The organism is Arthrobacter sp. DNA4, from assembly GCF_024362385.1.
Taxonomy (GTDB): domain Bacteria; phylum Actinomycetota; class Actinomycetes; order Actinomycetales; family Micrococcaceae; genus Arthrobacter.
Genome location: NZ_CP101466.1, coordinates 1,489,315 through 1,508,713 on the forward strand (window position 1 = coordinate 1,489,315; position 19,399 = coordinate 1,508,713).

Annotated in this window: 15 protein-coding genes, 2 pseudogenes and 2 riboswitches; of the genes and pseudogenes, 12 read left to right on the top strand and 5 right to left on the bottom strand. The window is 66.3% G+C overall.

Annotated elements, in window-relative coordinates; genetic code table 11:
- Positions 1 to 3: 3 nt before the first annotated feature.
- Positions 4 to 915, bottom strand: a pseudogene (locus tag NMQ03_RS06865) (LysR family transcriptional regulator).
- 126 nt (positions 916 to 1,041) lie between these two features.
- On the opposite strand from NMQ03_RS06865, the gene tdh reads away from it, so the two are divergent.
- The 6 genes and pseudogenes from tdh (at position 1,042) to NMQ03_RS06895 (ending at position 7,460) form a co-directional block, all read left to right on the top strand.
- Complete coding sequence (tdh, locus tag NMQ03_RS06870; RefSeq protein ID WP_159632428.1) at positions 1,042 to 2,088, top strand: L-threonine 3-dehydrogenase; 1,047 nt, start codon at positions 1,042 to 1,044, stop codon at positions 2,086 to 2,088.
- 8 nt (positions 2,089 to 2,096) lie between these two features.
- Complete coding sequence (locus tag NMQ03_RS06875; protein ID WP_255174959.1) at positions 2,097 to 3,293, top strand: glycine C-acetyltransferase; 1,197 nt, start codon at positions 2,097 to 2,099, stop codon at positions 3,291 to 3,293.
- Between the two features lie 55 nt (positions 3,294 to 3,348).
- A pseudogene (locus tag NMQ03_RS06880) lies at positions 3,349 to 4,477 on the top strand (NAD(P)/FAD-dependent oxidoreductase).
- An 11-nt stretch (positions 4,478 to 4,488) separates the two neighbouring features.
- Positions 4,489 to 5,700 carry an imidazolonepropionase gene (gene hutI / locus NMQ03_RS06885; RefSeq protein ID WP_255174960.1) on the top strand — a complete coding sequence of 404 codons (1,212 nt, stop codon included), beginning with the start codon at positions 4,489 to 4,491 and terminating at the stop codon, positions 5,698 to 5,700.
- Between the two features lie 99 nt (positions 5,701 to 5,799).
- Positions 5,800 to 6,588 carry a DeoR/GlpR family DNA-binding transcription regulator gene (locus tag NMQ03_RS06890; protein WP_159632424.1) on the top strand — a complete coding sequence of 263 codons (789 nt, stop codon included), beginning with the start codon at positions 5,800 to 5,802 and terminating at the stop codon, positions 6,586 to 6,588.
- A 92-nt stretch (positions 6,589 to 6,680) separates the two neighbouring features.
- The gene (locus NMQ03_RS06895; RefSeq protein WP_255174961.1) at positions 6,681 to 7,460 is read left to right on the top strand and encodes a CPBP family intramembrane glutamic endopeptidase; all 780 of its coding nucleotides are present in this window, start codon (positions 6,681 to 6,683) and stop codon (positions 7,458 to 7,460) included.
- 75 nt (positions 7,461 to 7,535) lie between these two features.
- On the opposite strand, the gene NMQ03_RS06900 is transcribed toward NMQ03_RS06895, so the two are convergent.
- The 3 genes from NMQ03_RS06900 to NMQ03_RS06905 all read right to left on the bottom strand — a co-directional run bounded on the left by NMQ03_RS06900 (position 7,536) and on the right by NMQ03_RS06905 (position 10,119).
- Positions 7,536 to 9,029, bottom strand: coding sequence for a DUF222 domain-containing protein (locus NMQ03_RS06900; protein WP_369693206.1), 1,494 nt, complete (start codon positions 9,027 to 9,029; stop codon positions 7,536 to 7,538).
- 22 nt (positions 9,030 to 9,051) lie between these two features.
- Positions 9,052 to 9,243 carry a hypothetical protein gene (locus tag NMQ03_RS21120; RefSeq protein ID WP_369693207.1) on the bottom strand — a complete coding sequence of 64 codons (192 nt, stop codon included), beginning with the start codon at positions 9,241 to 9,243 and terminating at the stop codon, positions 9,052 to 9,054.
- 237 nt (positions 9,244 to 9,480) lie between these two features.
- Positions 9,481 to 10,119, bottom strand: a complete 639-nt coding sequence (locus NMQ03_RS06905; protein WP_175318149.1) for a VOC family protein — start codon at positions 10,117 to 10,119, stop codon at positions 9,481 to 9,483.
- Positions 10,120 to 10,280: 161 nt separating this feature from the next.
- Positions 10,281 to 10,395: riboswitch (SAM riboswitch) on the top strand.
- A 44-nt stretch (positions 10,396 to 10,439) separates the two neighbouring features.
- Between NMQ03_RS06905 and NMQ03_RS06910 the strand changes: the two genes are divergently transcribed.
- The 4 genes from NMQ03_RS06910 (at position 10,440) to NMQ03_RS06925 (ending at position 15,803) form a co-directional block, all read left to right on the top strand.
- Entirely contained in the window at positions 10,440 to 11,762 is a 1,323-nt protein-coding gene (locus NMQ03_RS06910) for a bifunctional o-acetylhomoserine/o-acetylserine sulfhydrylase (protein WP_255174962.1), read from the top strand.
- 95 nt (positions 11,763 to 11,857) lie between these two features.
- Positions 11,858 to 11,973, top strand: a riboswitch (SAM riboswitch).
- A gap of 12 nt (positions 11,974 to 11,985) precedes the next feature.
- Entirely contained in the window at positions 11,986 to 13,101 is a 1,116-nt protein-coding gene (locus NMQ03_RS06915) for a homoserine O-acetyltransferase (protein ID WP_255174963.1), read from the top strand.
- Positions 13,102 to 13,280: 179 nt separating this feature from the next.
- Entirely contained in the window at positions 13,281 to 14,663 is a 1,383-nt protein-coding gene (locus NMQ03_RS06920; RefSeq protein WP_255174964.1) for an MFS transporter, read from the top strand.
- A 3-nt stretch (positions 14,664 to 14,666) separates the two neighbouring features.
- Positions 14,667 to 15,803, top strand: a complete 1,137-nt coding sequence (locus NMQ03_RS06925) for a zinc-binding dehydrogenase (RefSeq protein WP_255174965.1) — start codon at positions 14,667 to 14,669, stop codon at positions 15,801 to 15,803.
- Between the two features lie 61 nt (positions 15,804 to 15,864).
- Here the strand turns inward: NMQ03_RS06925 and NMQ03_RS06930 are convergent, their stop codons facing one another.
- Complete coding sequence (locus NMQ03_RS06930; protein ID WP_255174966.1) at positions 15,865 to 16,797, bottom strand: LysR family transcriptional regulator; 933 nt, start codon at positions 16,795 to 16,797, stop codon at positions 15,865 to 15,867.
- Positions 16,798 to 16,908: 111 nt separating this feature from the next.
- Between NMQ03_RS06930 and mmsB the strand changes: the two genes are divergently transcribed.
- On the top strand, positions 16,909 to 17,826 hold the full coding sequence (gene mmsB, locus NMQ03_RS06935) for a 3-hydroxyisobutyrate dehydrogenase (RefSeq protein WP_255174967.1): 918 nt from the start codon (positions 16,909 to 16,911) through the stop codon (positions 17,824 to 17,826).
- A gap of 51 nt (positions 17,827 to 17,877) precedes the next feature.
- Entirely contained in the window at positions 17,878 to 19,362 is a 1,485-nt protein-coding gene (locus NMQ03_RS06940; protein WP_255174968.1) for a CoA-acylating methylmalonate-semialdehyde dehydrogenase, read from the top strand.
- The last annotated feature ends 37 nt before the right edge of the window (positions 19,363 to 19,399 follow it).

The window sequence follows — 19,399 nt, forward strand, 5'->3', positions numbered from 1 at the left end:
GGCTCAGCCCTGTTTCACCAGCCCCGCCATGATGTCCTCCAGCGCCTCGCAGACCATCACTACGGAGCGGCGCTTAAGGTTCTCCGGCCGGGCCAGCAGGTCGATCCTGCGGCGGGTGCTGATTCCCTCCAGCGGACGCAGCACGATGTCCGGGTTCAGGACCGGGCCCGCGGTGTATCTGGGGAGCAGCCCCACCACGCCGCCGGCAGCCACGAGGGCCGCCACCGTGGAATAGTCGTTGATGCGGTGGACGATATTAGGCTCGCGGCTGGAGAGGGCAGCGACGGCGGACAGGACATCGGCGGGGGAGTAGCCGGGGTGGCTGGTCACCCAGGCCTCTGTGCCGACGTCGTCCGCCGTGACGGTCTCCTTTTGGGCCAGGGGATGGCCGGCGGGCAGCGCCACGTCCAGCGGCTCATGTGCCAGCGGGATCACGGCAACCCGCTCCGCTTACCAGCGGGGACTGTGGTCCATGCGGTGCGCCAGCACCAGGTCGTACCGGGCGGTGAGGGCCGGGAAGTCCTGTTGCGCGACGTCCTCGTCGGACAGCTCGATCCGCGGGTGCTCCGGCCGGTCCAGCATGCGGGCCAGCGGCGCGAACAGGGCCTGCCCCGCGCTGTGGAAGCCGCTGACGGTCACCCTTCCGGCGGGCGAGCCGTGGTAAGTACCGAGCGCGCCGCGGGCATCGGCCATGGCGCTGACGACGGCGGCGCCCGCGTCGGCGAGAACCTGGCCGGCCTCCGTCAGCACCAGGTTCCGGCCCTCCTTTCGCGTCAGCGGCACCTCCACGGTGCGCTGCAGGTGCGCCAGTTGCTGCGACACTGCCGACGGGGTGACCATGAGCGTATCGGCCACTGCCTTCACACTGCCCAGGGCGCCCAGTTCCCGCAGGATTTCAAGCTGATGAACCTCCATACATCCACTCTAATCATTAGCTACAGCTACATCGTCGATTGAGAAAATCCCTGTTGTGCTAAAGCATCGGCAGGGCTTCAATGGGGACGTACCCCGCAGATTGAATGCCAAGCAGTAAGGATGCCAATGAAGGCCCTGTATAAAGCCGGCCCCCACGCCGGATTCGAGCTCGTCGAACGGCCCGAACCCGCAGCAGGCCCGGCTGACGTGAAGATCCGGGTCATGACCACCGGAATCTGCGGCACGGATCTGCACATCCAGTCCTGGGACGCCTGGGCGCAGGGGATCATCGAAGCCCCCCTGATTGCCGGCCACGAGTTCTACGGCGAAGTGGTGGAAGTGGGCGAGGACGTCCGGGAGGTCAAGGTCGGGGACAGGGTCTCCGGCGAAGGCCACGTCGTGTGCGGCATCTGCCGGAACTGCCGCGCCGGACGCCGCCAGATGTGCATCCACACGGTCAGCGTGGGAGTCCAGCGCGATGGTGCCTTTGCCGAATACGTCGTGATCCCCGAAACCAACGTCTGGGTCCACCACGATCCCTCCGTCACGCCCGAACTCGGTGCCATCTTCGACCCCTTCGGAAATGCCGTCCACACAGCACTCAGCTTCCCGCTGGTGGGCGAGGACGTGCTCATCACCGGCGCAGGCCCCATCGGCCTCATGGCCATCGCCGTGGCCCGCCACGCCGGAGCGCGGAAGATCGTCATCACGGACGTTTCCCGGCCGCGGCTGGACCTGGCACGGCAGCTCGGAGCCGATCTTGCCATCGACGTCTCCACCACCCGGGTGCGCGACGCCCAACGTGAGCTGGGCATGCGCGAAGGGTTCGACGTCGGAATGGAAATGTCCGGCCACCCCTCGGCCCTGCCTGAGATGATCGACAACATGAACCACGGCGGCCGGATCGCCATGCTGGGCCTGCCCAGCCAGGAGATCACCATCGACTGGGGCAAGGTGGTTACCCACATGCTCACGCTCAAGGGCATCTACGGCCGTGAAATGTACGAAACCTGGTACGCCATGAGCGCCATGCTCTCCTCCAACCCGGTGCTGCACGCCGGCATCTCCGCCGTGGTGACGGACACGCTGCCCGCCACGGAATGGGAAAAAGGCTTCGAGATCGCCCGCAGCGGCGTGGGCGGCAAAGTTGTCCTCGACTGGACCCGACTGTAAGGAACCCCATGTACACCTCCATCAAGGACCAACTGCGCGAAGAACTGGACGGAATCCGCACTGCGGGACTGTACAAGACCGAACGCAGCATCAGCTCGCCGCAGTCCAGCCACATCACCGCCGGGCAGATCGGCGGCCCGGGAGCTGACGTGCTCAATTTCTGCGCCAACAACTACCTGGGCCTGGCCGACCACCCGGACATCATCAGCACGGCCAAGGCCGCCATGGATGAGCGCGGCTTCGGCATGGCCAGCGTCCGGTTCATCTGCGGCACCCAGGACCTGCACCTCGAGCTGGAAGCCAAGGTGTCCGCGTTCCTGGGCACCGAGGACACCATCCTGTTCTCCAGCTGCTTCGACGCCAACGGCGGCGTGTTCGAGTCCCTGCTGGGCCCGGACGACGCCGTGATTTCCGACGCGCTCAACCACGCCTCCATCATCGACGGCATCCGCCTCTGCAAGGCCCGCCGCTACCGCTACGCCAACCAGGACATGGCCGAACTCGAGGCCCGCCTGCAGGAGGCACAGGACGCCCGCCGGACACTGATTGTCACCGACGGCGTGTTCTCCATGGACGGCTACCTGGCCCCGCTTGAGGCCATCTGCGACCTTGCCGACAAGTACGGCGCCATGGTCATGGTGGACGACTCCCACGCGGTGGGCTTTATGGGCGCCACCGGTGCGGGCACTCCCGAGCACGCCGGCGTCTCTGACCGGGTGGACATCTACACCGGCACCTTCGGCAAGGCCTTGGGTGGAGCTTCCGGTGGCTACGTCTCCGGGCGCGGCGAGATTGTCGCGATGCTGCGCCAGAAGGCGCGGCCCTACCTGTTCTCCAATTCCCTGGCTCCCGCCATCGTTGCCGCCACCCTCAAGGCGCTGGACCTGGTGCAGAACTCGGCCGACCTTCGACGCCGCCTGTTCGAAAACGCCGGGCTGTTCCGCCGCCGCATGACCGAAGAGGGGTTCGACCTGCTTCCCGGCGAGCACGCGATCGTGCCGGTCATGTTCGGCGACGCCGTCATGGCGGCCAAAGTGGCGGACCGGATGCTGCAGCACGGCGTCTTCGTCACTGCCTTCAGTTTCCCCGTAGTTCCGCGCGGTGCCGCAAGGATCCGGGTGCAGCTCTCCGCCGCGCACTCAGCGGACGACGTCGAAGCGTGCGTAGGTGCCTTCGTCGCCAGCCGGGCCGAGGCGGCAGCCTGACGGGACTCCCCGACAGCGGGGTTTCAGTCCGCAGGAACTCTGTCAGGATGGACGAATGGCAGCACACTACGATGTCCTGATTGTGGGCGGCGGCATCGCCGCCTGTCCCTGGCGTCCGCCCTGGTAGCCGCTGCAGCGTTGCCCTGGTGGAGGCGGAGCAGGAACTGGCGTACCACACGTCCTCCCGCTCCGCCCGCCAGCTGATCCCCAGCTACGGGCCTCCCGTGGTGCAGGAGCTTACCGTCCGGACCCTTGAGCTGCTCGCAGCCCGCGACGCAGAATCGCCCGAACCCGTCCTGACGCCGCGAAGTTTTATGCTGGTGGGCTCTGCGGAGGATGTCGCCGCGGAGGCCAGCGGGCACATGCAGACCATTTCGGTGGACCGTGCCCTTGAGCTGTGCCCGGTGCTGAAGTCGGGAACCTTTGAAGCCGCCGGACTGGATAGCGGCTCCTTTGGCTGCAATGCGCCCCTGCTGGTGGAGGACCACCGCAAACGGGCGCTCGCCGCCGGCGCCGACATCATCACCGGCGCGCGCGTGCATTCCGCACAACGGCTGGGTTCCGGCTGGCAGGTGGGTGCCGGCGCAGAGGGTTTTGAGGCCACGGTAATGGTCAATGCCGCAGGTGCTTGGGCGGACGAGCTGGCGGTGCTCAGCGGAGTCGAGAAGCTGGGACTCCAGCCGTTCCGGCGCACCGCGGCGATTGCCGCCGTCGACCGTCCCTTGCGTGCCGCTACCCCCATGGTGGCGGCGGCGGACAACACGTTCTATTTCCGGCCGGACGGGCAGGACGTGCTGATTTCTCCCTCGGAGACTGTGCCCAGTGGGCCCGAAGATGCGCGCCCGCGCCCCGGCGATGTGGAACGCCTGGTGGAAAAGCTCAACGCGTTCACCAGCCTGGGGATCAGCGGCATCCGCCGGGCATGGACGGGCCTGCGAACGGAAGCTGCGGACGGGGTGCCGGTGGCCGGGTTCGACGCCGAGGCTGCCGGGTTCTACTGGCTGGCAGGGCAGGGCGGCTATGGCTTCCAGACTTCGGCCGCCATGGCCGAGCTGGCAGCGGGCCAGATTCTGTCCGCGCTGCACTCTTCCGGCGGTGCCGCCCTTGCCGAAGGGGCTATGGATGGTCCGGAATCCCGGACAGCGCAGGCCCTGGCAGCCACACGCTGGTCCATCCGACGCTGAAGAATGATTCCATGAGCACCTTGATCACCAACATCGCCGAGCTGATGACCCAGGACCTGGAACACCGGGTGTTGAAGGACGCGGCGGTGGTGGTCGAGGGCGAACGGATCTCCTGGATCGGGGCGGCGGCGGATGCTCCCGCAGCGGATGACGCCGTCGATGCCGGCGGCCGGGCCATGCTGCCGGGGTGGGTGGACTCGCACAGCCACCTGCTGTTCGCCGGGGACCGCACCGCAGAATTCGAGGCCCGGATGGCGGGGGAGGCCTACGCCGCCGGCGGCATCGCCGTCACCATGAACGCCACGCGTGCCACGTCCGATTTCGACCTCACCCGCCTGGCCATGGGGCGGGTGGCCGAGGCCGCATCCCAGGGCACCACCTACCTGGAAACCAAGACCGGCTATGGCTTGGACGTTGAGCATGAGGCCCGGAGCGCGCGCATTGCCTCCACTATCGCGGACCAGGTGACCTACCTCGGCGCGCACCTGGTGCCCGCCGGGCAGGATCCGGAGGCTTATACGGACCTGGTCTGCGGGCCGATGCTCGCCGCGGTCCGCCCGTACGTCCAGTGGGCTGACGTCTTCTGCGAGGAGGGCGCGTTCAACGCCGAGCAGTCACGCCGGGTGCTGGTGGCCTGCCGTGACGCCGGGCTGGGGCTGCGCGTGCACGGCAACCAGCTCGGAGAAGGCCCCGGCGTGCAGCTCGCTCTGGAGCTGGGCGCGGCCAGCGTTGACCACGTCAACTACCTTGCCGCGCAGGACGTCAAGGCCCTGGCTGCCTCCTGGTCCGGCTGGGATCCCGCCGCAGGAACAGGCGAGCGTGGCACTGTGGCCACCTGCCTCCCTGCCTGCGACCTTTCCACCCGCCAGCCGTTGGCCCCCGCCCGTGAGCTCCTGGATGCGGGTGTGCAGGTGGCACTGGCTTCCAACTGCAACCCCGGCACGTCGTACACCAGTTCCATGGCCTTTTGCGTGACAACGGCCGTCCTCCAGATGCGGCTGAGCGTGCACGAGGCTGTCCGTGCCGCCACCTACGGCGGCGCCCTGGCGTTGCACAAGGAAGCCGGTCGGGATGCCGACGGTGAACGCGCCGTGGGGTCGATCGCCGTCGGGCACCGGGCCGACCTGCACCTGCTGAACGCGCCGTCCGCCACGCATCTCGCTTACCGGCCGGGGATGCCGCTGACGTACGCTGTGTGGCGGGCCGGAACCCGGGAACGGTAATCAACGGAGGCGCTTTGATTGTTCCTGATTGTTTCCCTAAGGTTATAATCAGGAAACGTCATCAGGAGTGGTGGCTGATGCATCGAAAGGCCCGCTTGTATGACGCGTACCGACCGGCTGACGGCGATTCTCGACCTGCTGGCCAAGACCGGGCAGGTGGAGGTTGACGAGATCGTCAGCACCCTCAATGTTTCCCCTGCCACGGCCCGGCGTGACCTGGACAGCCTTGCCAAGCGACGCCTGCTGACGCGGACCCGTGGCGGCGCCACCACGGGCGCCCTCGCATACGACCTGCCCGGACGTTACAACCGCGACGACCACGCGGAAGCCAAGGAACAGATCGCGCAGTGCGCCTCGGCCTTGATCCGGCCGGGTGCGGTGATCGGTCTCTGCGGGGGCACCACCAGCACCGCCCTTGCGCAGATCCTGGCCACCCGCGAGGACCTGAACGCACCCTCCAACCAGCCGACGCTCACGGTGGTGACGAATGCCATTAACATCGCCGGTCAGCTTGCGGTCCGGCCCAATATCAAGGTGATGGTGACCGGCGGCATCCTGAACCCGCGTTCGTATGAACTCGTGGGGCCCTATACGGACATCATCATGCAGAAGGTGGTACTGGACATCGCCTTCATCGGTGTCAACGGCATCGATCCGGAGGTGGGACCCACCAACACAGGGGAAGGCGAAGCCTCTGTCAATGCCTTGCTGGCTTCCCGCGCCAGGGTGTCCTACGTCCTGGCTGATTCCTCCAAAGTTGGCGTGCGGGCATTTGCCACCATGGACGGCTATGACTTCACCCGGCTGATTACCGATTCCGGCATCTCTGCGCGCGACAAGGCAGCCTTCGAAGCCAACGGCACGGAAGTGATTGTCGCACCCGCCTAAATCCCTTGGGCTGTGCGCGGTCCGGGTACAGTGCTGCCCAACACCTGCCGCTCCATCAGGCCGGATCCAGAAACTGAAGGCAAGATGGGAACATGCTGGTTCCCTCCCGCCGTCGACTGCGGCTCGAAGTCTGGATCGTCCTGGGCCTGTCCCTGGGCCAGTCGGCCGTCTACTCCGTGGTGCAGCTGCTCGACAAGATGACCCGCGCCCCGCTGGCCGAGGGCACCTCCACCCTGAACCGGTCGCAGAGCACCCGCGAGTACTTCGACCTCACCTATCAGCTGCTGGATATCATCTTTGCGCTGGTTCCGGTGCTGCTGGTCTTCTACTTCCTCACCGACCAGCGGCAGGCGACACCGGGCGATGCCGGTAATCCCGGTTCAGCATTCCGGAAGCTTGGGTTCAACTTTGCCCGGCCCGGCAGGGACCTGCTGCAGGGCCTGGGGCTCGCGGCGCTGATTGGCATACCGTCCCTGGGGCTTTATGCCGCCGGCCGGGCCCTCGGCATCACCACCGCCATCATTCCCAGTGCACTGGATGCGTATTGGTGGACTGTTCCGGTCCTGATCCTGTCGGCGATGCGCCACGCGGTGCTCGAGGAAGTCATTGTGGTGGGCTACCTCCTGGACCGCTTCGGCAAGTTCGGGTGGAGCACGCCGCTCGCCATCGCCGTCAGCTCGCTGCTGCGCGGCAGCTACCACCTCTACCAGGGCTTTGGTCCCTTCATTGGAAACGCGGTGATGGGGGTGGTCTTCGCCTGGTTGTACACCCGCACCAAGCGCGTCATGCCCCTGGTCATCGCCCATGCGCTGCTGGATATCGTGGCTTTTGTTGGCTTCAGCCTCTTCGGCAAGGCCGTGGGGCTGGGGTAGCTGCGCAGGCGGCCCGGCGGCCCGGTGATGTTCCCAGGGCGGTATGGGTGCTGTGGCCCTAAACATCACGCAGGGTCAAATTTCCAACAACAGCAACTGCCAGTCCGACTGGGAGTCAGCGGGCAGGTCGTAGAACCTTGCATGGAACTCATCCCACAGGGGATCAGCAGGGCAAAGCTCGTTCCAATCCAGCACGTTGTCACCTGGCGGGTCCTCGACAGGCGGATCTGGCCACACCGGCATCCCCGCGAGGAACTCTTGCCACAACGGATCTTCGGATAGGTCCGGCCCGCGCCATGGTGGCGCCGTGACCAGCTGAGCGGTACCGGTAAGCCGAGCAGTGTCCTTAAGCCGAGCAGCGTCATCAAGTCCAGCCCTGGATCCGCGCGGAGTTGGCGCCTCAGTTTGTCCCACGACAGCATCCACCGGCAGAAATCCTGGTGGCCAGTGCGTTGGGTCGGCATCCTGGTGGTCGGGTTTGTAGTGCCTGCCTGTTGGTGAGGTCCAGCCGGGCGGATTGTTTTCGGTTGCTGTGCTGGGTGTCCATTGGCTGTGGTGCTTGAGCCGGTGGTGCTTGGGGCAGAGCTGTGCCAGGTTGCTGGCGTTGGTGGTGCCGTCGTGTTCCCAGGCGGTGAGGTGGTCGGTTTCGTTGTCGGGGGTGCGGTTGGTGCAGCCGGGGAAGGTGCATTTGGTGTCGCGCATCCTGATCCAGCGTTTGATGGTTTCGGTGAGCCGGTAGTTTTTGCGGCCGATTTCCAGTGGTGCCCCGTCGCGGGGGTCGACGAGGACCCGGTAGAAGGAGTCCGCCCCGTCGGCGACGAGTTTCCGTGCCATGGACGTCGGGATCGGCCCGAAACCATCCAGTACGGCGGGTTCATCGGTCTGGCCGAGGAGGGAGAGCACGGGCACGGTGACCAGGACATCGGCCCGCGGGGTGGGGACCTGTCCGACCTCCATGGGTTTCCCGGTCTGTGTGGTCTGGCCGTCGCCGAGGAGCAGGGAGGCGGCGATGTCGGGGCGGAGTTGGGTGAGGGTGCGCTCTTCGGTGGGGCCTTGGAGGCCGCGTGCGGTGGCGGTGGTGCGGTTCCAGATCGCGCACGCGGTGTCCCCGGGGAGGTAGAGCGAGACCCAGGCCATGCCATCCCGGTCGGGGGTGTATTCCATCCGCCGATCAGCCACACCCTTTGCATGGCGCTTCTCGATCGAGTCAGGGTGGTGGCGTTCCCGCCAGCTACGGACCTTGGCCCGGAACCGGGACGGGACGAGCTCACCGGGGGCCGCGCCGCGGGCGGGGTTGGGTGCATCGGGGTCGAAGAAGTGCGCCACCAGAGAGGCCGCGCCCTCGGAGGTGAGGCCTTCGGTTTCGTCGGCGATGATCTTCGCGTGCTGCCAGGACAACACGCCGGCGGCCAGTGCGTCCATGACGGGTGGCAGGGAACAGATCCGCCGCGACTGCTCCACCAAAGCGCCCGCGGCCGCGGAACTGATGGTCAGGACTCCCGCGATCTCCTCCACCACGGACATGTCCGCGTAAGCGCGGTCCTGGATTGAGGCGTCCGGCGGCGTCATCGCCTCCTGGAACTCCACTGCCTCAGCGGCGTCCCATGCCTTTCACCGCTGCAAGTTGTGCTTCCAGGCGGGACGCGGCTTCCAGGCGTTCCAGCCGGATCTCATACCGCCGCTGCAACACATCACCGGCACCGACATGAGCGCCGGAAGCCAGGAAAGCGTCCTCTTTCTCCAGGGCGCCCAGGGCAGCAACAGAGGCATGGATACCCTCCAAGCCACCGCAACACCACCGCTGATTCCCATAGCAACATCATCCGACGAGGCACTGACATTCAAAGTGTTGGCCGTTTTAGTTGACACCGCCCGGGACTCCCGACCCGGCAGCCACTTAAACGAATTCGGCCGCCATTGGGTGGTGACGCCGTTGTCACCACCCAATGGCGGCCGAAGCTTGCCTGGGCGCAACCCAGGAACCTCCCGGACAGGGCCGGAAAGGAGGGAGGGAGGAGCGTCAGATAGTGACGGCCCCGTTGGCGGTCTCAAAGGTGACCGAGAGGATGCCCGGCGTCCCGTGCGGGGCGACCCATTCGACCGCAACGTCCTCGAGCGGCTTCTCCACCGGCTCACCCAGCCACTCGGTGACGCGCGAGGCGGAACCGGCGATGGTCAGGCAGCTCATCTTGAGGTTGCTCTCGTACGCATTGGACGGGTGGAGCGAGGGATCGCCCTCCCACTTGAGCATGTACGGGACCTGGGGATCGGCGATGAGGCCCAGGATGCCAATCTGCTTCCAGACCAGCTCGCGGCCGTCCGGGAATTTGCGGTTGCCGTTCACGGCGGCGCGGCCCAGGCGTTCCTCGAAGGGGGCGAGGTCGTCCACTTCGACGCACCAGCCCATCCACCCGCCACCGGCAGCGGAACGGGCACGCACTGCCTGCCCGAAGGGTGCCTTGTCCGATGCCGGATGGTCCAGTACCTCGACAACTTCGAGGTACTTGTGCCCGGCGAGCGGAATGATCATATTTCGGGTTCCGAAGCGGGGGTGTACGCCACCCTTCACTGCCTCAACGCCGAGGGCAGTTGCAATACGTTCGGTAGTGGCCGCGAGGCCATCGTGTTCACAGGCGTAAGAGACGTGATCCATGCGCATGCGAACATCTTGGCACTTTGTGATCCGGCTCTCAGCTAAGGGTGCCCTTACTAGCATTTGTCGTGCGCGGCGCCCCGGTACCGGAGCCAACAGGGGCGCCGGAAGACCATGTTCGTCACAATGCTGTCCACAGCGGCTGTCCGGTTCCTAGACTGGGCCCAGGTCATGAGTGCCAGCGACAAGCCCCGGCTCGCTGGTAAGCAACCCTCCATCCGCGGTGGGGTGCCCCGGGTGAGGACCTGGCTCTCCGGCAACAGCCGGGAGCAAGCGCGGCCCGTACTGCCGGTGAGCATGCCGGGCCCATGTCAAAGGAGATTTGGATGTCCAACGGATGGTCCTTCGAAACCCGCCAGATCCATGCAGGCCAGACGGCGGACAGCGCCACGGGTGCCCGCGCCCTGCCCATCTACCAGACCACGTCATTCGTGTTCCCCAGCGCTGAAAGCGCTGCCAACCGTTTTGCCCTGGCTGAACTTGCGCCCATTTACACCCGCATTGGCAACCCAACCCAGGACGCCGTCGAGCAACGGATTGCCAGCCTCGAAGGAGGCCTGGCCGCGCTGCTGCTGAGCTCCGGGCAGGCCGCGGAAACCTTCGCTGTCCTGAACATCGCCGAGGCAGGAGACCACATCGTGGCCAGCCCCAGCCTTTACGGCGGAACCTACAACCTGTTCGCCCACACGCTGAAGAAGTTCGGCATCTCGGTGACCTTCGTGGCCGATCCGGACAACCTGGACCAGTGGCGCGATGCCGTCCAGCCCAACACCAAGCTCTTCTTCGGTGAAGTGGTCTCCAACCCGCGCCAGGACGTCCTGGACATCGAGGGCATCTCCCAGGTGGCCCACCAGGCGGGCGTGCCCCTGATCGTGGACAACACCCTTTCAACCCCCTACCTGATCCGCCCGCTGGAGTGGGGAGCAGACATTGTGATCCACTCGGCCACCAAATACCTTGGCGGCCACGGCTCCGCCATCGCCGGTGTCATCGTCGATTCCGGCAAGTTCGATTTCGGCAAGGATCCGGAACGGTTCCCCGGCTTCAACACCCCGGACCCCACGTACAACGGCCTGGTCTACGCACGCGACCTCGGCGAAGGCGGCGCGCTCGGCGCCAACCTCTCCTACATCCTCAAAGCCCGGGTGCAGTTGCTGCGCGACCTGGGCTCGGCCGTCTCGCCCTTCAACGCGTTCCTGATTTCCCAGGGCCTGGAGACGTTAAGCCTGCGGGTGGAGCGCCACGTTGCGAACGCCACGGAAGTGGCGCGCTGGCTGGAGGCAAGGGACGACGTCGAATCCGTCGCCTACGCGGGGCTTCCCTCCAGCCCCTGGTACGAGCGTGGCCGCAAGTACGGACCCAAGGGGACGGGCGCCGTCGTGGCCTTCAACCTGGCCGGCGGGGCAGAGGCGGGCAAGCGCTTCGTCGACGCCCTGGAGCTGCATTCCCACGTGGCCAACATCGGCGACGTCCGCTCCCTGGTCATCCACCCGGCGTCGACCACGCACAGCCAGCTTTCGCCGGAGCAGCAGGTTGTAGCCGGCGTTCACCCGGGCCTGGTCCGGCTTTCCGTCGGCCTGGAGCACATCGACGACATCCTCGCCGACCTGGAGGCAGGCTTCCGGGCCGCCAAGGGCGCCAACCAGTAGCCCCAAACACGAGGACGCAGCATGTGGCAAGCCGGGAAGTCACAACCAGTCATACTCTTGGCCTGGAGTGGGGGGTGTTTCGTACACTCGAACCAGGTCATGAGTGCCAGTGACAGCCCCGGCTTGCTGGTAAGCAACCCTCCATCCGCGGTGGGGTGCCCCGGGTGAGGACCTGGCCTGCCGGTCAGACGACGGCAGGCAAGCGCGTAGAAGAGGTCTTGCCATGACGGTTACCGTCGCCCGAACCACCATTCCCGAACATGGAATTGTCCGTTACGCCTCCATCGGGGGACTGGAACTCGAGGCCGGGGGATACCTCCCGGATGTCACCCTGGCCTATGAAACCTGGGGGACGCTCAACGCGGACGCCAGCAACGCCATCCTGATCGAGCACGCGCTGACCGGCAGCACCCACGTGACCCGCGGCGACACCGACGAAGAAGGCTGGTGGGAACAGCTGGTAAGCCCCGGCGCTCCCGTGGACACGGACCGCTTCTTCGTGGTGTCCATCAACATTGTCGGTGGCTGCTACGGATCCACTGGCCCGTCATCGCCCGCGCCTGACGGAAAGCCCTGGGGCTCCAGGTTTCCCCTCGTCACGCTGCGTGACAGCACTGTTGCTGAAGCCAGGCTGGCGGACCAGCTGGGCATCAAGAGCTGGTTCGCCGTCCTTGGCGGGTCGATGGGCGGCGCCCGCGCCCTGGAATGGGCGGTGACGTACCCGGAGAGGGTGCAGCGCTGCGCCGTGATCTCCGTGGGAGCCGCCAGCACTGCCGAACAGATTGCTTTCGCGCAGGCCCAGACTCTGGCCATCCGGCAGGACCCCAACTTCAACGGCGGGGACTACTACGGCGGTCCGTGTCCGGAAGACGGGCTGGCACTTGCCCGGCGCATCGCCCACATCACCTACCGGTCGGCCGCGGAACTGGAAGGCCGCTTTGGCCGGGCACCCCAGGCGCCCGAATCACCCCTGCAGGGGGAAATTCTCGCCTCCCGCGGCCGCTACCAGGTGGAAAGCTACCTGGACCACCAAGGGAACAAGCTGGTGAAGCGCTTCGACGCCAACAGCTATATCGCCCTGACCGAGGCGCTGATGAGCCACGATGTATGCCGGGGGCGGGGAACCTTGGCCGAAGCCCTGGCCACCTCCACGGCACGGTTCTTCGTGGCCGCGGTGGACTCGGACAGGCTCTATTTTCCGTCGCAGTCCCACGAACTGGCCCAGGCCCTGCCCGGCGACGTGGACGTCCATGTCATCCAGGCGCCGATCGGGCACGACGGGTTCCTCACCGAGATCGGGCAGTTGGGCGGCCGGCTGCGGAGCAGCTTCCTGGTCTAGGCGCCGCCTGGCGGACAACCGGCATTGTGCATTCCTGCAGATGCCTTCTGCACTAATCGGCGTTGAGGTTGCACCGCAGGCAGACCATACTCATCGAATCCGGCTTTCGTGGTGTGCATCACACCCGTCTGCCATTGACTGGTCCCCGTGGTGTCGACGACGACGCCGAAGGAGTTCGCATGAGTACGGAAAGCTCCGCCGCAAGGCGCACAGAGGAAACCGACGTCAAGGCCTCAGGCCTTAAGAAGGTGGTGACGGCTTCCATGGCCGGCACCGTCGTTGAATGGTATGAATTCTTCCTCTACGCATCGGCCGCCACCCTGGTGTTCGGGAAGGCCTTCTTCCCCAACGCCGGGACGGAACTGGACGGCATCATCGCCGCCTTCCTCACCTACGCCGTCGGTTTTGTCGCGCGCCCCATCGGCGGCATCGTCTTTGGCCACTTCGGCGATAAGTTCGGCCGCAAGCAGCTGCTGCAGCTGAGCATCATCCTGGTGGGCGTCTCCACCTTCCTGATGGGCTGCCTGCCCACCTTCGGACAGATCGGCTACTGGGCCCCCACGCTGCTGGTCTTCCTGCGGTTCGCCCAGGGCTTTGCCGTGGGCGGGGAGTGGGGCGGCGCCGTCCTCCTCGTCGCAGAGCACAGCCCCAGCAAGTCACGCGGTTTCTGGGCCAGTTGGCCGCAATCGGCAGTGCCCCTCGGCAACCTGCTGGCCACGGCCGTGCTGTTCGTCCTCTCCTCCACGCTGACGCAGGACGCGTTCCTGGGCTGGGGCTGGCGCGTGGCGTTCTGGCTCTCCGCCGTGATCGTCCTGATCGGCTACTACATCCGCACCAAGGTCAACGACGCCCCCATCTTCCTGGAGGCCCGCAAAGAGGTGGAGGCGGGCCACAAGGGTTACGGCGTGGCCGAGGTGTTCCGGCGCTACCCGCGCGGGGTCTTCACCGCCATGGGCCTGCGCTTCGCGGAAAACATCCTGTACTACCTGGTGGTCACGTTCTCCATCACCTACCTGAAGACCGTGGTGCAGGCTGACACCACGCGGATCCTGCTGCTGCTGCTCCTTGCGCACGCCGTCCACTTCGCGGTGGTTCCCATGGTGGGCAAGCTGTCGGACCGCTTCGGCCGCAAGCCCGTCTACATGGTAAGCGCCATCATGGGTGCCACCTGGGGTTTCTTTGCCTTCCCCATGATGGACACCAAGAACGATGTCATCATCCTGGCGGCCATCATGATCGGCCTGGTGTTCCACGCCTTCATGTATGCCGGGCAGCCCGCCATCATGGCGGAAATGTTCCCCACCCGGATGCGGTACTCCGGTGTCTCCCTGGGGTACCAGGTGACGTCCATCGTGGCGGGCTCGCTGGCGCCGATCATCGCAGCCTCCCTGCTGGGAACGTACAAGTCCTCCGTCCCGGTGGCGGTGTACCTGCTCATCGCATGTGCCATCACCGCCGTCGCGGTCTTCTTCCTGAAGGAAACCCGGGGCATCTCGCTGCACGACGTTGACGCGGCCGACGCCAAGGGCACGGCAGACCTGCTCGCTGCCAGCAAGAAGTAGGCCATGAAAGCCGCCGTCCTCTATTCCACCGTTCCCGCCCCGGCCGGCGCCGAGGGCAAACAGAGCTACGCCGAGTCCCGGCCCCTGCTGGTGCAGGAGCTGGATCAGCCGGAGCCGCGCGCCGGTGAGCTCGGAGTTTCCATCACCTACTCGAGCCTGTGCCATTCGGACCTTTCCGTGGTGGACGGGTCGCGCGTCCGGCCCCTTCCCATGGCCCTGGGACACGAGGCCGTGGGGCGGGTGGTGTCCGTTGGCGACGGCGTCTCCGACGTGTCCGTGGGCGACCATGTGGTTCTGGTCTTCGTGCCCAGCTGCGGCCAGTGCCGGGCCTGCCTTTCCGGCAGGCCCGCGCTCTGCCACCGGGCAGCTGAGGTGAATGGATCCGGAGACCTGCTCCATGGTCCGGCGCTCTTGCGGACGCCCGCGGGGGAGCGGATCAACCACCACCTGGGCGTTTCCGCCTTCGCTGATTACGCTGTGGTAGCGCGGGAATCAGTGGTGGTGATTGACGACGACGTCCCGGACACCGTCGCGGCGATGTTCGGTTGCGCCGTGCTCACCGGCATGGGATCGGTGTTCAACACCGCCGGAGTCGGCCCCGGCCAGTCCGTAGCAGTCTTCGGCCTGGGAGCGGTGGGCCTTTCCGCCGTGATGGCAGCCCGCCTCGCCGGGGCCGCCAGTGTGATCGCCATCGATCCCAACCGGGGGAAGCACCAGCTGGCCCGCGACGCCGGGGCCACCGCGGTGGGGACGCCGGAGGACGCAGGGCGGTTGATTGAGGAAGCAGCCGGCGACGGCGTTGACGTCGCCATCGAGGCGGTGGGCTCGGCCGGTGTGATCGCGTCCTGCCTGGAGCGGGTCACCAGGGGTGGCGCCGTGGTCTCCGTGGGCCTGCCCCACCCGTCCGCGGAGTTGACGGTACCGGCCCTGCAGTTCGCCGGGGCCGGCAAGCGGCTGCTGGGCTCCTACATGGGTGACGCCGTTCCAGCGCGGGACATCCCCAGGTACCTCGGGTACTGGCGGGAGGGCAAACTGCCGGTTGAGCTGCTGCACACCGACACCCGGCCACTCAGCGAGATCAATGAGGGCCTTGATGCGCTCGCAGCGGGGGAGGTAGTGCGGCGGCTCTTCCAGGCCTGAACTGTCGCGCCTGAATTTTCGGGCCTGAACCGTCAGGCCCGATTCTCCCCGTCCCGACTCCTCACCCGGCGAGCAGCAACGAGCGCTCCTTCACCTCGTCCTTCAGGGCCGCGATCACGGCCTGCACCCGAGCTGACCGAAGCGACTCCGGCCTTGCAACAGCCCAGATGGGCAGCTGGCGCTCAAAATCACCTGGCAGCACGGGGACGAAATCTTCACGGTCTCCCACCATGAAGTTCGGAAGCAGCCCAATTCCGGCGCCCTGGCGCACTGCCTCGACCTGGGCGAACACGCTCGTGGCCTGGAAGCTTGTCCTGGGCGTCGGAAGCTGCGATGACCAGCGGGGCCCAAGCTCCGCCACCTGGAGCGCAGACTCCACGTAAGAGACAAACGCGTGCTGCCCCACGTCGTCGAGCGTTTCCGGCAGCCCGTGCTGCGCCGCATAGGCGGGGCTGGCGTAGAGGCGCAGGTAGTAGTTGCTCAGGAAGATGGTCTGGGCTGTGCTGACGTCGGCCCGGCCCACTACGATCTCCAGGTCCACCCCTGACCGGTTCTGGCTGACTTTCCGGGTGGCACTCAGCATTTCAATATTCAGCTGCGGGTTCTGCTGCTGGAGCCGCACCAGCGACGGGGTGACGAACACGGCTCCCACTCCGTCGGTGGTGGCGACCCGGACCAGGCCGGCAAGGGCACTCTGGTCCTGGCTGATCAGGCCCGACAACGAGCCAAGCGTGCTTTCGATCGCCTCCGCCGCCTCCACCGCGGCCGCCCCAAGCTTCGTCAACTCCCAGCCGTGCGGGCTGCGCTCCAGGGTGCGCCCGCCCAACTGTTTGTCCAGGGCGAGGATCCGGCGGGAAATGGTGGTGTGGGTGGTTCCCAGGGTCTCGGCCACCGCATTGAACCGGCCCAGGCGCGCCACGGTCAGCAGGATGAGCAGGTCGTCGGGGCTGGGCAACCGTCTCGAATCCACGGGCGGCCTTCCTCTTGTGTGCATCAATGCACAGAGCGTCTGTAATTTTTCCCCTTGATTGCACTCTAGCAGGGTGTGATCGTAGACACAGACATGCCTGCAGTAACGCCGGACTGGAAGCAAAGGAGCTTACGCATGGCAGTTATCGGATGGATTGGCCTGGGCAACATGGGCGGCCACATGTCGGTGAACCTGGTGAAGGCCGGGCACGATGTGCGCGGCTTCGACCTCAACCCCGCGGCACTGGCAGCCGCCGAAGCAGGTGGCGTCAAGCGCGCAGCCAGCATCGCCGAAGCGGTGGACGGCGCTGACGCCGTGTTCACCATGCTGCCCAAGGGCGAACACGCCCGCGCCGTATACCTCGGGGAGGACGGCGTGCTGAAGCACGCGGATACCCGCACGCTGCTCATCGACTCCTCCACCATCGACATCGCCTCCGCGCAGGAACTGCACGACGCCGCTGCTGCCGCCGGCTTCCGCTTCGTGGACGCCCCGGTGTCCGGCGGAATGAGCGGCGCCGAGGCCGGAACCCTGACCTTCATGGTGGGCGGCGAAGAGGGTGCCGTCAAAGACGCCTCGGGCTACATCGGGCCCATGTCCGGAAACATCATTCCCACGGGTGGCCCCACCACGGGCCAGGCGGCCAAGATCTGCAACAACCTGATGCTTTTCATCAACCTCGCCTCCACCGCGGAGGGTGCGGTCCTGGCTGACCGGCTGGGCCTGGACAAGCAGGTTTTCTGGAACATCGCCTCGGTCTCGTCGGGGGATTCCTGGGCCCTGCGGACCTGGTATCCGGTGCCCGGGGTGGTTCCCACCGCGGCCTCCAACAACGACTTCGCACCCACGTTCACCACCGAACTCGCGAACAAGGACATCGGCCTGGCCATCAGCGCCGCCGAGGACACCGGCACGCCGCTGGAGATTGGCAAACACGTCCAGCAGCTCTTCCAGCGGCTCATCGACGCCGGTGACGCGGGCAAGGACTGCTCCATGATCATCAAGCTCGTGGACGGTTCCCTCCAGCCCGCCGACCGGATGCCGTCCAACTAACCACGCCGTCCAACCAACCACGCCGCACGCACCGCAGGAAAAGAGACACCCTTGGAAACCATTCCGCACTACATCAACGGCGCCCGCGTCACCGATGCCGACCGCTTCGGTCCGGTCTTCAACCCCGCCACCGGCCAGCAGGAAAAGCAGGTGGCGCTCGCCTCAACGGCACGGACAGAAGAAGCCATTGCCGCAGCCCGCGCCGCGCTGCCGGCGTGGCGGGCCACCAGCCTGGCCAAGCGCACCACCATCTTCTTCAAGGTCCGCGAGATCCTCACCGAACGAAAGTCCGAGCTCGCCGCCATCCTCACCAGCGAGCACGGCAAGGTCCTCTCCGACGCCGAAGGTGAAATTGCCCGCGGCCTGGAGAACATCGACTTCGCCACGGGCCTGTCCCACATGCTCAAGGGTGAGCGCTCGGAGCAGGTCTCCAGCGGCATCGACGTGCACTCCGTCCGCCAGCCGGTGGGCGTGGTGGCGTGCATTACCCCGTTCAACTTCCCGGCCATGGTGCCGTTGTGGATGATCGGCAGCGCCCTGGCGTGCGGCAACACGGTGCTCCTGAAGCCCAGCGAGAAGGATCCATCGGCGGCCGTCTTCATCGCAGAGGCCTTCGCCGAGGCGGGCTTGCCCGCCGGGGTCCTGAACGTGGTCCAGGGGGACAAGGAAGCCGTCGACGTCCTGCTGGAGCACCCTGACGTGAAGGCAGTCAGCTTCGTCGGCTCCACCCCCGTGGCCCAGTCCATCTACAAGCGGGCAGCTGAGCACGGCAAGCGGGTGCAGGCCCTGGGCGGCGCGAAGAACCACATGGTGGTGCTTCCCGACGCCGACCTGGACATGGCTGCCGACGCGGCGGTTTCCGCCGCCTACGGTTCCGCCGGTGAACGCTGCATGGCAGTGAGCGTCCTGGTGGCCGTGGGCAACATTGCCGACGACCTGGTGAAGGCGATATCCAGCCGCATGGCGGACCTGAAGATCGGTGCGGGAACCGACCCCGCCTCACAGATGGGCCCCTTGATCACCGCGGAGCACCGGGACCGGGTGGCATCCTACGTTTCAGGTGCCGAAGGCGAAGGGGCCACCGTGGTGGTGGACGGCCGCTCCCAGCAGTTCGATTCCAACGGGTTCTTTATCGGCGTCAGCCTGGTGGACCACGTCAAGCCGGGCATGAAGGTGTACGACGACGAGATCTTCGGCCCGGTCCTGTCCGTGGTCCGCGTCGACACCTACAGCGACGCGGTGCAGTTGGTCAATGACAACCAGTTCGGCAACGGAACGGCCATCTTCACCCGCGACGGCGGGGTGGCGAGGCAGTTCGAGTTCGACGTCGAGGCAGGCATGGTGGGCGTCAACGTCCCCATCCCGGTCCCGGTAGGAACGTTCTCGTTCGGCGGCTGGAAGAACTCGCTGTTCGGCGACACCCACATGTACGGTCCCGACAGCATCCGGTTCTACACCCGCGGCAAAGTAGTGACCACCCGCTGGCCGGACCCCTCAACCTCGGTGATCGACCTGGGCTTCCCGCAAGTGGACTAGGCACGACGACCAGGCACGTGGATAAAGCAACAACAGG